The sequence below is a fragment of the Collimonas antrihumi genome, assembly GCF_018304965.1.
In the GTDB taxonomy this organism is placed as follows: Bacteria; Pseudomonadota; Gammaproteobacteria; order Burkholderiales; family Burkholderiaceae_D; genus Collimonas; species Collimonas antrihumi.
This window is the reverse complement of sequence record NZ_JAGQED010000003.1, coordinates 200,587-214,441: the sequence shown is the minus strand read 5'-3', so window position 1 is coordinate 214,441 and position 13,855 is coordinate 200,587. Positions and strand designations below refer to the sequence as shown.

12 protein-coding genes are annotated in these 13,855 nt (G+C 57.0%); 7 read left to right on the top strand and 5 right to left on the bottom strand.

All coding sequences use genetic code 11. From position 1 onward, the window contains the following. Window positions 1-161: 161 nt before the first annotated feature. Complete coding sequence (locus KHU29_RS04990) at window positions 162-851, top strand: GntR family transcriptional regulator (protein ID WP_211451575.1); 690 nt, start codon at window positions 162-164, stop codon at window positions 849-851. A gap of 244 nt (window positions 852-1,095) precedes the next feature. Here KHU29_RS04990 and KHU29_RS04985 read toward each other — a convergent pair whose 3' ends face one another. Beyond that, entirely contained in the window at window positions 1,096-1,431 is a 336-nt protein-coding gene (locus KHU29_RS04985; RefSeq protein WP_246541529.1) for a HigA family addiction module antitoxin, read from the bottom strand. 565 nt (window positions 1,432-1,996) lie between these two features. Between KHU29_RS04985 and KHU29_RS04980 the strand changes: the two genes are divergently transcribed. From KHU29_RS04980 to KHU29_RS04965, 4 genes are all read left to right on the top strand, one after another. Continuing rightward, a complete protein-coding gene (locus KHU29_RS04980; protein ID WP_211451574.1) occupies window positions 1,997-2,482 on the top strand; it encodes an SgcJ/EcaC family oxidoreductase in 486 nt (161 codons plus the stop codon). 225 nt (window positions 2,483-2,707) lie between these two features. Continuing rightward, the gene (locus KHU29_RS04975) at window positions 2,708-3,091 is read left to right on the top strand and encodes a DUF2946 domain-containing protein (RefSeq protein WP_211451573.1); all 384 of its coding nucleotides are present in this window, start codon (window positions 2,708-2,710) and stop codon (window positions 3,089-3,091) included. 207 nt (window positions 3,092-3,298) lie between these two features. Continuing rightward, window positions 3,299-5,557 (top strand): TonB-dependent receptor, encoded by a 2,259-nt coding sequence (locus KHU29_RS04970; protein WP_211451572.1) that lies wholly within the window; start codon window positions 3,299-3,301, stop codon window positions 5,555-5,557. Between the two features lie 47 nt (window positions 5,558-5,604). Next, on the top strand, window positions 5,605-7,053 hold the full coding sequence (locus tag KHU29_RS04965) for a PepSY-associated TM helix domain-containing protein (RefSeq protein ID WP_211451571.1): 1,449 nt from the start codon (window positions 5,605-5,607) through the stop codon (window positions 7,051-7,053). A gap of 30 nt (window positions 7,054-7,083) precedes the next feature. Here KHU29_RS04965 and selD read toward each other — a convergent pair whose 3' ends face one another. The 3 genes from selD to KHU29_RS04950 all read right to left on the bottom strand — a co-directional run bounded on the left by selD (window position 7,084) and on the right by KHU29_RS04950 (window position 10,010). Continuing rightward, window positions 7,084-8,142 carry a selenide, water dikinase SelD gene (selD, locus tag KHU29_RS04960; protein WP_211451570.1) on the bottom strand — a complete coding sequence of 353 codons (1,059 nt, stop codon included), beginning with the start codon at window positions 8,140-8,142 and terminating at the stop codon, window positions 7,084-7,086. Between the two features lie 58 nt (window positions 8,143-8,200). Next, a complete protein-coding gene (gene mnmH / locus KHU29_RS04955; protein ID WP_211451569.1) occupies window positions 8,201-9,262 on the bottom strand; it encodes a tRNA 2-selenouridine(34) synthase MnmH in 1,062 nt (353 codons plus the stop codon). A 94-nt stretch (window positions 9,263-9,356) separates the two neighbouring features. Next, window positions 9,357-10,010 carry a TetR/AcrR family transcriptional regulator gene (locus KHU29_RS04950; protein WP_246541502.1) on the bottom strand — a complete coding sequence of 218 codons (654 nt, stop codon included), beginning with the start codon at window positions 10,008-10,010 and terminating at the stop codon, window positions 9,357-9,359. A gap of 153 nt (window positions 10,011-10,163) precedes the next feature. Here KHU29_RS04950 and KHU29_RS04945 point away from each other — a divergent pair, with 153 nt between their 5' ends. Then, on the top strand, window positions 10,164-10,994 hold the full coding sequence (locus KHU29_RS04945) for a metal-dependent hydrolase (protein ID WP_211451567.1): 831 nt from the start codon (window positions 10,164-10,166) through the stop codon (window positions 10,992-10,994). Between the two features lie 111 nt (window positions 10,995-11,105). Continuing rightward, entirely contained in the window at window positions 11,106-11,711 is a 606-nt protein-coding gene (locus KHU29_RS04940) for a DUF2242 domain-containing protein (RefSeq protein WP_211451566.1), read from the top strand. Between the two features lie 96 nt (window positions 11,712-11,807). On the opposite strand, the gene KHU29_RS04935 is transcribed toward KHU29_RS04940, so the two are convergent. Continuing rightward, the gene (locus tag KHU29_RS04935) at window positions 11,808-13,733 is read right to left on the bottom strand and encodes an autotransporter outer membrane beta-barrel domain-containing protein (RefSeq protein ID WP_211451565.1); all 1,926 of its coding nucleotides are present in this window, start codon (window positions 13,731-13,733) and stop codon (window positions 11,808-11,810) included. Window positions 13,734-13,855: the final 122 nt, after the last annotated feature.

Sequence of the window (13,855 nt, the reverse complement as noted above, 5' to 3'; positions counted from 1 at the left end):
TTTTAGCTACTTTTCACGCCATTATTGCTGAAGATAGATGCTATGTATTCTTCTTTCATTTCCTTGTATACACAATATTCCATAAAACATTTTCATGTCAACGAATAAATACGCTTTACAATCAAATCTCGGATACACATAATCCCAGAAACGGCCAAATTATGCTCACGACAAAAAATCGCTCGGAATCGCTACGCGAAACCATCGAAGAAATGATTGCAGTTGGTGAGTTTCGCCCAGGCCAGCATCTCGATGAAACCGACCTGGCCATCAAGTTCGGCGTGTCCCGCACTCCTGTGCGGGAGGCGTTGATCCAGCTGGCTTCGATGGGCATCGTAGTGACCCGCCCGCGGCGCGGCACCGTGGTTGCCGAAATCGGTCCACGCCAGCTGGTGGAAATGTTTGAGGTGATGGCGGAACTGGAAGCCATGTGCGGACGCCTGGCGGCGCGCAGGATGTCCAGCGAAGAACACGCCAGCCTGCTGGCGGCGCATCAGGCCTGCATGGAAGCGCGCGATGCGCACGATCCCGACATCTATTTCTACAAGAACGAAGCCTTCCATGGCGCCATCTATGAAGGCAGCCATAACGCCTTCCTGGTGGCCCAGGCGCAGTCGCTGCAACGCAGGCTGCGGCCATATCGACGGCTGCAACTGCGAGTGCGCGATCGCTTGAATGCCTCGTACCAGGAGCATGACGGCGTAGTGCAAGCCATCATCGCCGGCGACAGCGAACTGACTGCCGACTTGCTACGCCAGCACGTCACGGTCCAGGGCCAGCGCTTTGCCGATCTGATCGCCTCGCTGCAACAGCTGATTGTCAAGCCGGAGCCGCAGTACAAATATATCTAGCGCATTACTGCCCGGCCAGGTCCCGGCAGCGACCGGACCCGGCCGGGCCAGCCCGCTATGCACCGGCATGCACTGCAAGACGCCGAAGACGACTTCCATCATCGTGAAGCCGAGAATTGCTGAGACGAGTGGCGTTGAAGTGTCCGCTACTGAGCGCGCCGGAGGCTGGATAGAAAGAACTGCGGGGTTTCACACTGCGAGCCCCCTCCTTCTACGAGCGGATCAGTCAGTCACTGGCCGTACGCTACGCTGCGATGGGCTCGATCTTCGGTCGCTTGACCTTACCTGCCTGGTGTAAATCGTATTGCAGCTGCATTCCTGCCCACAGTTCAGGGCTGGTGCCAAAGGCAGCACCAAGGCGATACGCCATGTCAGGAGAAATCCCCGCAGCGCCGGTAACGATGCGTTGAAGCGTGACGCGACCAACGCCAAGACGGGTGGCCGCGTCCGTCACCGTCACGTCGCCCAAGTACTCTCTTAATACCTCGCCAGGGTGTGCGGGTTGTGCATTCGAGTCATATAAACCTCCGTAAAAATCAGTGATAGCCGCGATAATCAACAAGAATCGCATCAATACCATCAAAAGCGAAAATCATTCGCCAGTTCCTAATGCCGTTAAGTTAAGCCACGAACGGTATTCTTTAGATGGACCAATGCGGTCATTCCGTCGTCCCCGCGAACGCGGGGATCCATGTTGCAGAGCATGGTGGTTAAAATGGATTCCCGCGTTCGCGGGCATGACGTGCCAAGCGCTATAACCGGTAACCTTGACTTAACGGCATTACCCATAGGGGCTAACGGTAGGTATATTCGCTCCAATGTTTCTGCTGCAGGCGCTCCGCCGTATCGGGACATCGTTGGCAGGACAGGGGCTAAGAGCAGCTTAGTGCCTAAGTTCGCCAATCGATATATACACAAGAATATTACGATAATCCTGTGCTTGATATGCGACCTACTTACTACTATGCGCAAATTCGAGCGAGAGATTACCCTCCAGCATTGATATTGATAGGCAATTTCGCCCCGTTACTTGGCAATCCACTGGCCACGTCCTATATTTAGTAGGCTTGTTTGGCAATTGGCGGAGGTTGTCATTTTCTGGACGATGTCCGGGCCGTTTTTCGATCACCACTGGAGGATCGCAAATGAGGAACATCTCTATCCTGTCAGCAGTTCTTGCCGCAGTTCTCGCGGGCTGCGCCTCAGCCCCATCGGACTCCGGATCCATGACAGCGCACACGGAAGTTTGCAAGGCGACCAATGAGCAGGAAATCTCAGCCTTGTTTGACCGATGGAATAGCTCGCTGCAAACCGGCGACCCGCACAAAGTTGCCGCCAATTATGCCGAGCGCTCCGTCCTTCTCGCCACTGTATCGAACAAACCGCGGCTAACCCAGGCCGAGAAGGTGGATTACTTCCAGCACTTCCTTGAAAACAAGCCCGCAGGAAAGATCGACTCGAGAACAATAGAAATTGGCTGTAATACTGCGGTTGACGCCGGACTCTATACGTTCACCTTTGGTACTACGGGTGCGCAAGTCAAGGCTCGCTACACATACACCTACAAGTGGGATGGAAAGCAGTGGTTGATTACAAGCCACCACTCTTCCGCGATGCCGGAGAAGACCTGAGGCACCAACGGGCATACCCTTCGGTCGAACTGACCGTCAACAGGCTGCGCCTTTCCCTCGGTCACACACATCAAGCGTTGGCAGACTGCTTTTTTGCGAAACATGACCGTCAGCTTCGGCTCGCCTAAGCTGACGTGATCTTTCCATATAGCCTACTTATTGCCGTCGCGATATAATTCGCCCCGCACCTCATCTCTTCGGTGCTGAAACCCTCGTAAATCATCCATGTTACGTATCCGCCGTCAAAAACTCGTTGTCTGGGCCTGCCTGTTTGCCATCTGGCTGGGTATCCTCATGCCGACGGTTTCACAGTCCCTCAAGGCGGCTGGAACGATACAGATATACAACGACATCTGCACCGCGGCCGGACTGGTGCATGCCGGCCCGTCTGACAGCGGCAAGTCTTCCGCGCCGAACCCCGATCACTGGAACGCCTGCGGCTACTGCACTCTGCTGGCCAATAGCCCGCCGCCGGCTGTTTCTTTCGACTTGTTGCCGATAAGTGCTACAGTTTCCACACATGCCGGCTTGCCGCTATACAGCTACATTCCACCACGTCCGTTTCGCGGACAGACTCACCCGCTCGACCCTCCCCTGACGCTTTCCTGATTTCCATTACCGGCATCTGAGAAGCCGTCTATCTCCGGTTGCGCCTGCAATCCGGGGACGATTATCGTTTGAAGTCCAGGGGAATTCATGTTTGATTTGCTCGCGCAAACCAAGAGCGTTTCGACGCGCCGTTATTTATCATCACCACATTTTTTACACCACGCATCCCGATTATCTACAGCGCTGCGGCCACTGCCGCTCTCCCTCATGCTCGCCCTGCCCGTGCTGTCGCAAGGCGCATGGGCGGCCGAGGATGATGGCCATGCGGCCCACGAAGTGCTCCACAACGTGTTCGTCACCGGCGCCAGGGAAAAGCGGGTGCTTGATCCCAACCTGCCCGCCAGCAGCGAACGCATCACCGCGTCGCAGTTAGAAAATCTCAACGTCATCAATACCGAAGACGCCTTGAAATACATGCCGAACATGGCGATTCGCAAACGCTTTATCGGCGATGAGAATGCCACGATCTCGGTGCGCGGCAACGGCACTTCGCAAACCGCGCGCAGCCTGGTGTATGCCGACGGCCTGTTGCTTAGCAATTTCATGGGCAATACCCATAGCTTTCCACCGCGCTGGTCCATGGTTTTTCCGGAAGATATTGCGCAGGTGGATGTGATCTACGGCCCATTTTCTGCTCTGTACCCGGGCAACTCCATGGGGGCGACGGTAGCGATCACCACCAAGATGCCGACCAAACTGGAAGCAATGGCCAAGGCCCAGGTCTTCAGCCAGCAATTCAACCTGTTCGGCGTCAACGGTCATTTCGACGGTAACAAGAGCACGGCGGCGATCGGCAACAAGGTCGGCGACTTGTCCTTCCTGCTCGGCATAGACCACCTCAGCAATGCCGGCCAGCCGTTTGTCTATGCCAGCCAGCCGCGTTCCACCAAGGTTGCGACTGCCGCTGCGGTTCCGGTCACTGGCGCCTACCCATATACCGATCCTAACGGCGCTCCCGCCACCATCTTCGGCGTCAATGCCGAGGGTGCCGAACGCGCGGTGAAGGATCTGTTCAAGTTCAAGGCTGTCTACGATATAACGCCGGCGGTGCAGGCCGGCTTCACTTTCGGCTACTGGCGCCAGCAGGTCAGCAACAGCACCCAGACCTTCTTGCGCGACGCCAAGGGCAATCCGGTGTATTCGGGCCTGGTCAATATCGACGGCTATCAATACAACCTGCCGGCATCCTTCTTTGCGCCGGCGGCCAGCGAAAGCGAGAACCAGTTGTACGGCCTGACGCTGAAAACCCGTAATGCCAGCGGCTGGAACTACTCGGCCATCGCATCGTATTTCGATGTATCAAAGAGCATTTCCAGATCCGCCAGCAGCGGGCTGACCAGCAATCTCAGCGGTGTCGCCACCTATGGCGATGGCTCAGGCTGGAAGACGCTGGACCTGGCGGCCGACTATAAACCGGCGGCCATCGGCGCCGGCAGCCATTGGCTGACTTTCGGTTACCACTACGATAATTATTTCCTGGAAAATACCACGCTCAACCTGAGCAACTGGCGCAGCAACGATGGCGGCGGTTTCAACAATGCCTTTGCCGGCAAGACTGAAACCCAGGCGCTGTTTGCGCAAGACGCCTGGCAAATGAGCCCGCTCTGGAAACTGACCTACGGTTTACGCTATGAAGACTGGCGCGCTTACGATGGCGCACGTGCGACCAAAGCTGCGGCCCAGCGTTACGACAACCGCAACCTGTCTTACTGGTCGCCCAAGGCGGCACTATCGTATAAGGCTACATCTGACCTGACGATTCGCTTTTCTACGGGACGCGCTTACCGCTTCCCCACCGTCAGCGAACTGTTCCAGGGCAGCCTGACCGGTTCCACGCTGGTCAACAACGACCCGAATCTCAAGCCTGAAAACGATCTGGCGAAAGAACTGAGCGCCGAATGGTCGCAATTGAACGGCATAGTGCGCATGTCTTTGTTTGAAGACGATGTGAAGAACACCTTGTTCAGCCAGACCAACACGACGGTATTCCCCAACGTTACCAGTATCCAGAACATAGACCGGGTACGCTCGCGCGGGATAGAACTCAGCTATTCCGCCGAAGACGTCTTCCTGCGCGGGCTGGACCTGAGCGCCAGTGTCGGTTACACCAGATCGATCATCATGGAGAACAGCAAGAATCCGGCGACCGTCGGCAAGAATTTTTATCGTATTCCTTTGTGGCGCAGCAACCTGGTCGGCAGTTATCGCATCAACGACCAGGCCAACGTGATGCTGGCCGGGCGGTACTCCGGCCGGCAATACAACACGCTGACCAATACCGACATCAATCCGGGCACCTTCGGCGGCACCAGTTCTTTCCTGGTGTTCGACACCAAGCTGACGTTCAAGCCGACTAAAAATACGGAACTGGGACTCGGCATCGACAACCTGACCAATCGGCGCTACTACGTCTATTACCCCTACCCGGGCCGGACGCTGTACCTGGAAGCCAAGATCAGCCTATAAGCGGTCAAAAACCCGGATCGGACCATTATTTTTGGCAAGGAACATTCATGCAAACAATCAATCAGCAACAAGCGGAGGATGAGACAGGCTCAGTCTCATCCCGCAATTACCGCATCCTGTGGCGCTGGCATTTTTATGCCGGCTTGTTCGTGATGCCTTTTTTGATCGTGCTGGCGATTACCGGTGCAATCTATGTCTTCAAACCGCAGATAGAAAGCGCTCTCTACGGTGACAAATTGTTTGTGCCCGCCAGCACCCAAGCAAGGCTCGGCTACGACAAACTGCTCGGCATCGCCGCCAGCGCGCTGCCGCCGGATGCAACCGCCAGCTCGATTGCCGTCAGCCAGGATCCAAGGCGCAGCACCGAAGCGGTATTTCGCCTGCCTTCCGGCGACAGCAGCAGCGTGTACCTCAATCCGTACACCGGCCAGGTGCTGGGCACGCTCAGCGTCGAGCACCGGCTGATGAAACAGGTGCGCCAGATCCATCGCGATTTGCTGCTGGGAAGATGGGGCGGCTGGCTGATGGAGCTGGCGGCCTGCTGGACCCTGATCATGGTCGGCACCGGCATCGCCTTGTGGTGGCCGCGCAAGCAGTTTTCGGTGTGGGGTACTTTGCTGCCCCGCCTCAGTTTGAGCGGCCGGGCCATCTGGCGCGAACTGCATCTGGTGATCGGCATCTGGATCTCGATAGGCGCGGTGTTCTTCATCATGAGCGGCTTGCCGTGGTCCAGCTTCTGGGGCAAGAATTTCCAGGCTGTCGTCACCTGGGCCAGCTTTGCGCAACCGCCAGCGGCCGCGAAGAGCGAGCACGCCCACAGCGCAGCTACCCAGGCAGACGGCCATGGTGCAATGGCTAGCATGCCCAACATGCAAACGATGCAAAAGAAGATGCAAGACCTGCCTCTTGCCGAAATTCCGTGGGCGGTGGGCGCAACCACGGTGCCGATGTCGCATGGCATGCAGCATCAACCGCTGGCAATTGATCAGGTAGTGGCGATCGCTGCGCACAACGGCATGCAGACCTATCAGCTCGCGCTGCCCGGAAAGAGCTCCGATGTTTTCACCGCGTCCTATGCCCCGGGTGCAGGAGAATTCGTGCGCTCGGATCTTGACCGGCAACGCACATTGCATATCGACCAGTACAGCGGAAAAATCATGAAAGACCTGCGCTTTTCCGATTACAGCCCTGTCTCCAAGTTGGTGACCTTGGGTGTTGCGCTGCATATGGGAGAATATTTCGGCTTGGCGAACCAGCTGATTTGCGCAACTATTTCATTAACCTTGCTGGGAATGGCGGTCACCGGTTTCGTGATGTGGTGGAAGCGCCGCCCGCAAAACTCCATAGGCGCACCAAAGCGCGTACTGCAGCCGACGCCGTCGATCACACGCTGGAAAAGTTATATGGCGATCCTGGGCATCATCTTTCCGTTGATGGGAGCGACGATGCTTGCCGTATGGCTGGGCGACACGCTGTTTTTCCGAAAGCGGGCCTGAATTTCCAGAACCGCTTGACTCCAAACCCGGTCAGGAAACGACTTCCACACGATTGCCGCCTGCTGCCATTTCACCGATGACAGCAGCATCGGCAAAACCTTCGCGCCGGAACAGTCCCAGCACCTGCTCAACCGCAGCGGGATCACAAGAAACCAGCAATCCGCCCGACGTCTGCGGGTCGCTCAGCAAACTGCGCTGTACCGCTGTGATGCTGTCGGCGAGCGTCACGTCGTGCGCGTAGCCGTTCCAGTTGCGGCCGGAGGCGCCGGTGATATATCCTTGCTCGGCCAGTTGCTGCACTTGCGGCAGCAAGGGGATCGCCCCCATCTCTAGCCTGGCCGACAACTTCGCCGCGCGCGCCAGTTCCAGCATATGCCCTAGCAATCCAAAACCGGTGACATCGGTCAACGCGTTCACGCCAGCCAGTTCAGACAACAAGCGGCCCGGCTTATTCAGTTTGGTGGTGTTGCTGATGAGTGCTGCATAACCGGCGGCGTCCAGCTTGCCCTTTTTCAATGCCGCCGACAAAATGCCGACACCGATCGGCTTGCCCAATATGAGTTTATCGCCCGCCTTGGCGCCGGCGTTGCGCTTGACCTTGGACGGATGGACCAGGCCCAGCACCACCAAGCCATAGATCGGCTCGACCGAATCGATGGTGTGGCCGCCGGCAATCGGGATACCTGCCTCCGCACAGATGGACTCGCCGCCCCGTAGAATCTTGCCGATGACCTCCACCGGCAATTTGTCGATCGGCATGCCGACCAGGGCCAGCGCCATGATCGGCGTGCCGCCCATGGCATACACATCCGAAATGGCATTGGTAGCGGCGATGCGGCCGAAGTCATACGGATCGTCGACGATGGGCATGAAAAAATCGGTGGTCGCAATCAAGGCCTGTTCGTCGTTGAGCTTGTAGACGGCGGCATCGTCGGCGGTTTCAATCCCCACCATCAATTCTTTCGGCACCGGGAAGCCGTTTGAGTTCTTGAGGATTTCCGCCAGCACCCCCGGCGCGATCTTGCAGCCGCAACCGCCGCCGTGTGAAAAGGAAGTCAGTTTGATGTTTGGTTCAGCGAGATCGGACATAGGGATCCTGGAATTGAAATCTGTAAGAATGTAGATGAAGCATACGCTTCATCCGGGCTTATTTGTCTTGATGCAGCTGTCTTGCCACGCGCTGAAAAGTGCTGTCCGAAATATCAGGAAGATCCAATATCTGCGCCTCGGAAAACTGATCGAAATTTCTCTTGATCGACTGCCCATAGGCGGGATCATAATGTTTCAGCAATAGCTCATCAACCAGTTCCTCGATCCGGCCGGATGAGCTCAGCTGCTGCCAGTAAGCGACCTTCTCGCGCCCGTGGACGTAAGTCAGGCAAGCCAGCTGGGTGTTCAGCAAAGCGGGATCGGTAACGAAGTGGGCATAATCTTCCAACAGCAGCCGCACACGATCCGGCCGCGACAGCGCAACCGCAAAACATGGCGAGCCGCGCACGATTTCCATCAGCACTTCCGGCACCCGCAGATTGCCAACCTTCTTGCTCTCGGATTCGACGAATACCGGATACTGCGGATCGAATCGCTGCAGCGAATCCCAGATACGGGTCTCGAAAGTCTTTTGCGAAGGCTGCAATTCAGCCGGCAGATTGCCCAGCACCGAACCGCGATGCGCCGCCATCTGCTCCAGGTCGAGTACTTGCGCGCCCTGCTGCGCCAGCACTTGCAGCAAGCGGCTCTTGCCGCTGCCGGTAGGACCGCAAATCACCTTGAACCGGAAGCGCTGCGGCAACTCGGCCAGGCTGGCGTTGACGTATCTGCGGTAGGTCTGGTAACCGCCATCGAGTTGCACTACCGGCCAGCCGATTTTTGCCATGACGTGCGCCATGGCGCCGCTGCGGTTGCCGCCGCGCCAGCAGTAAACCAAAGGCGTCCATTCGCGCGGCTTATCAAGGAACAGCGTTTCGATATGTGACGCAATGTTGCGCCCGACCAGCACCGCACCCAACTTTTTCGCTTCAAATGCATTGACCTGCTTATACATGGTCCCCACCTGCACCCTCTGCGCGTCGTCCAGCACCGGACAGTTGATGGCGCCGGGAATATGGTCCTCGGCAAACTCCGACTGGCTGCGGACATCGATGATGGCATCGAATTGCTTGAGTTGAGGAAGGACTTCTTGAAAAGAAAGTAATGCAGGGTATTTCATTCGCGTTTTTCTAAATCGATTTTTGGCTGGCGGAGCGACAGTAGTCATGCATTATAAGCATTTGCTCCGCCCCGCATTAAATCGCGCGCACTCTTCAGGAGTCATCCTGCTGCGACAACATGCCCCAGGCCAGCCGCACCAGTTCATCTTCAAATTCAATACTGCCGAGCAGTGGCGATCTTTCCAGCGAAGCGCTGCGGATGGTGCCGATAACGGCCCGGGTAACCACGAACATCATGGCTGGCGTGGGCGGCCTCAGCTTTGGATGGTGGATTCTTTGCATGCTGATGGCAATCCGTTCCGCCGTCTCACGCAGGGCCTGGGTAATATCTTCGTGATGATCGTGTTGCCAGGCAAAACGGATCATCGCGCGCTTTGCGCTTCTGCCGCTGCCTAGACCTTCGATATTGATGCGGATGAACTGGCGCAGGAAGGTTTTCGGATCGAGCTGGCCTACCTGGTTCTCGGCGCTTTCCATCAATGCATCGAGCTCATCCATCACGCGCCGCCGCTCGCGCGCGATCAGCGCGGTCAGTATGGCCTCCTTGCTCGGGAAATACTGGTACAGGGTGCCAATCGAAAAACCGGCCTTTGCAGCCACCTTATTGGTAGTCAGGCCGGCTTCGCCTTCGCTTTCCAAAATGTGAGCAGTGGTCTGGAAAATGGTCTCGATGGTGCGCTGCGCGCGCTCTTGCGTGGGCAGTTTACGCATGATTTCAGAGGAAGAAGCTGGATTGGTCTTGGCCATGTCGACACCTGTCAAAAACTGAGCAACTTGCGAGTTTAAAAACTGAATAAAGCTCAGTATAGTACTTCTGTCGATGCATCACATCGTTACCTAACATCCTTACCTGATATCGCTATTCCATAAAGGCAGTCCGTGAACACATCCAATCCGTTAATGGTAAGAAAACTATTGGTCGACCTGTCGCAAGGCTTCCCGCGCCACTGGCTGGCGGGCAAAGCTTTCCGCACGCAATTCTTCAATGCCTTATCGATGAGTTTTCCAGTCGGAGAACAAGAGTTCATCGACTCCGTGCGCGCCTCCGCCCGTTCCTTGCCGGCGGAAGCCAAATACGCATCCCTGCACGCCACCATCCAGGATTTTGTCGGCCAGGAAGCCACCCACCGCCGGATACATTCCTTGTACAACGCCGAACTGGAAAAACAAGGCCTGGTCAATCACTGGCAACACTGGGCCGCCGACATGATCGCCTTGGGCAACAAGCGCAACGTGCCTGAAATCAGCAAGCTGGCCGTTACCGCCGCCTTTGAACATTACACCGCGGTGCTGGCCGATCTGACCTTGCGCTATCCCGCAGTGCTGGAAGGCGCAGACCCGATGCTGGCGACACTGTGGCGCTGGCATGCGGTGGAAGAAACCGAGCACAAGGCAGTTGCGTTCGACTTGTATCGCGCACTAGGCGGCAGCTACAAGAAGCGGGTGCGTTGGTATGCTTTTGCCATGTCGCGTCTTAATGTGATGGCAACCAGGCAAACCATCAACAATCTCTGGCATGACGGGGTTTTGTTCAAACCAGGCACCTGGATCGATGCTGCGCGCTTCTTTTTTGGCCGCCACGGCCTGGTCTGGCTCACTGCCATCCCTCTGCTCAGGTATCTGAAACGCGACTTCCACCCTTGGCAGCATGACAACCGGGAACTGGCTGCAGATTGGCTTACCGCCAATTCCGAGCACTATTCAATCGTACGCGGGCCGAAAGAAGCTTGAACAATTGCAACGAAACTCCTGAACTTCTGTCGAATCGGCTGAATATTGAAGGCGTGATGGACTAAAATGCCACCGCCGCTTTAATTTAGCCGATTCAAGGAGTTTTCGTTTATGTCCAGGATGTACAGCTTTTCGCGCGCCACGCTACCGGTTTTGCTGGCTGGCGCCCTTGCCGCCTGCTCAACCACCAAACCTACGGTCTATCAAGGCGAGGAATTCAGCGAAACCAGCACCTTTTCCCACGATTTTGCCACCTCTGCTCCGGCTACCTGCGAAGCGGCGCGTCGCACCTTGCTGAGCCAGGGTTACATCATCAAGCAGGCCAAGGACGATCTGGTCGACGGCCACAAACACTTCCAGCCGGAGAGCGACGTGCACGTGGAAATCGAATTCCATGTAGTGTGCGCGCCTAACGGCAAGCTGGGCAAAAGCACCACGTTGTTTGTCAGCGCCACCCAGGATCGTTACGCGCTCAAGAAAACCAACAACTCCGCCAGTGTCGGGCTGAGCGTGCTGGGTTCGGTATCGATGCCGATTGGCAGCACCTCCGACTCATTGGTCAAGGTCGCCAGCGAGACGATTCCAGCCGGCCAGTTCTATGACCGCTTCTTCGGCTTGATCGAACACTACCTGGGTCTTGACAGTGGCTTGCCTGTGGCCGATTTCGATGATAAGCCGGCGCTGCCGGTCAAATCTTCGACAAAAACCTCCGAATAAGGTCGTAGGGTGCGCACGCTTTTGTGCCCACGCGGACCTCAAACACATCGGTCACGTTTATAGATAACGCGTGGGCACAAAACGTGCCCACCCTTCTTAAAACGCTTTCTTCAAGCCCACCTGGAAAGAGTTGGTCTTGTTACCGCCCGCAAACTGGCCGCTATAACTGGCATAAGCGCTGAAATCAGTCGCCAATGCAATGCTGGCGCCGAGATCAAGGCGTGCGCTATTGGACGGCCCCATGTACGCTGGCAAACCGAAGCTGCCGCCCATGCCGACGACGTTGGCACGCACATCGCGCTCGCTGTCTTCAAACTCTTTTTCCCACGCCAGCTTGGCAAACGGCTGCACCGTATATTTGCCCAGCGCGAGCTTGCTGGAGACTTGGGCGCCAAGGCTGGAAACCAGCGAGTTGCGCTTTTGCGACTGGAAATTCATCGCTGTGCTGTCGTTGCCGTTTTCCATATAGCCGCCAACATGGACTTGCTGCCAGGTCAAGGCGCCGACCGGACCGAGGACCGCTGCGCCAAGGTCGAAATCATATTGACCACCGATGCGCAACAAGAACTGATGGCCATTGGTGCTGCCGGTCTCGCTGCGGGTGGCCGCCCCCAAGGCAATGTTACGCGTCACGTCGTTATACTGCAGCGAGCCGACCATGCCGAGGCCGTTAAGCGCCCAGGCGCCGTCACGGTATTGGGTATAGGCCGACAGCATGGCTTGATCCAGCTTGAAACCACCGGTATCGCCGCCGAAATGCGCCCGGTTATGCGCAAAGCCGAAAGCGCCGCCGACCGTGACATTTTGATTGACCGCGTAGTCGACGCCAATCGACAAGCTGTTGGATGAACCATCCAGGCCGGGATTATTGCCGTTGTGATCCAGACTTTGGTGGGTGTTGTCGTACGCTGCATAAGCTTCGACCTGCCCTGCCCGCGGTGTCAGGCGCAGACGGTCGTCGATCACCCGGGTGAAGGTTTGAGCGCTAGCCAGCGGCGCTTCTGCCAGCATGCCGATCTGACCGGGAGCCTGCAATACCGATTCGATGTATTGCGCAAGAATCGCGTGGCCGGCGCCGGTCGGATGAACGCCGTCGGCAAACAGATAGGTTTTATCGGCATTCGGCGCAACCAGGGTCGATGTGGTGCACGTCGAAGAACTGGTGGTACAGGCCGGCGTGGTGACGTTGGTAAAGCCGTACAGACCAGGATTAGCGATAGCTTCACGCAGCAGGCCGAAGGCGTTGAGCGCAACGATATTGCCGCCCAGGCCACTCAAGCCGCTATTCAAGCTGGTATTGAAACTGGTTGAAGCCGCAGTCCACAAGGTGGCCAGTGCCGGAATCGACGCTCCCTGCGGGGTGCGGCCGATGTCGGGCAAATTGATCACGATCACGGTGCCGGCACCGGCTTGTTGCAATTGCTTGACCAGGCCGATCACATTGCCGGCTTCTCCGGTAACTTGCTGGATGGTTTGCACCGCGGTAGCAAGCTGGGTCGACGGATTCAGCAACCCGGCGATATTCGTCTGGGTGTAGCCGAACACATCGTTGGCGCCGGCCCAGACCGCATACAAGCCCTTACTGTCCAGTCTTGGATTAGCGGCCAGATAACCCCGGACCTGGCTGGTGACCGTCGGCACCAAAGGTGCTGTGGCTGCATCCGGCCAGCCGTTCTGGCTGGTCACGCGGGCGCCGCCGACGGCATAATCGGTGCCGCCGGCAGGCTGGGCGCCGGACGGCGTCAGCACTGCGGCGGGATTGGCAGTGGCGCCGTATTTGTGGGCCACGATTTGCGCCCAGACCGGATCCGGGTTGGTGGTGAACGATGGCTGCCTGCCGACGCCGGTAAAATATCCGCTATCGGTCAGCGAATCGCCGAAAAACACCATCTGGGAAAAATTCGCCGCGCTTGCCGGCGCACAAAAGACAAACCCGGCGCCGAATACTGCCGCGGTGCGTGTCGCCATAGTCAATGCACGGGCCATCGGGCGCAGGCGGAATTTGGGTAAAGATAATTGCAAGTGTGTCTCCTTCTTGTATTTATATTATAGATATCGCGTCGTTAATATCTTCCAGCCCGGCATCGTTGTCAATCAAACTGCATAGACAAAACATTCGGAATGCAACGGCGCCGCGCGCGTCG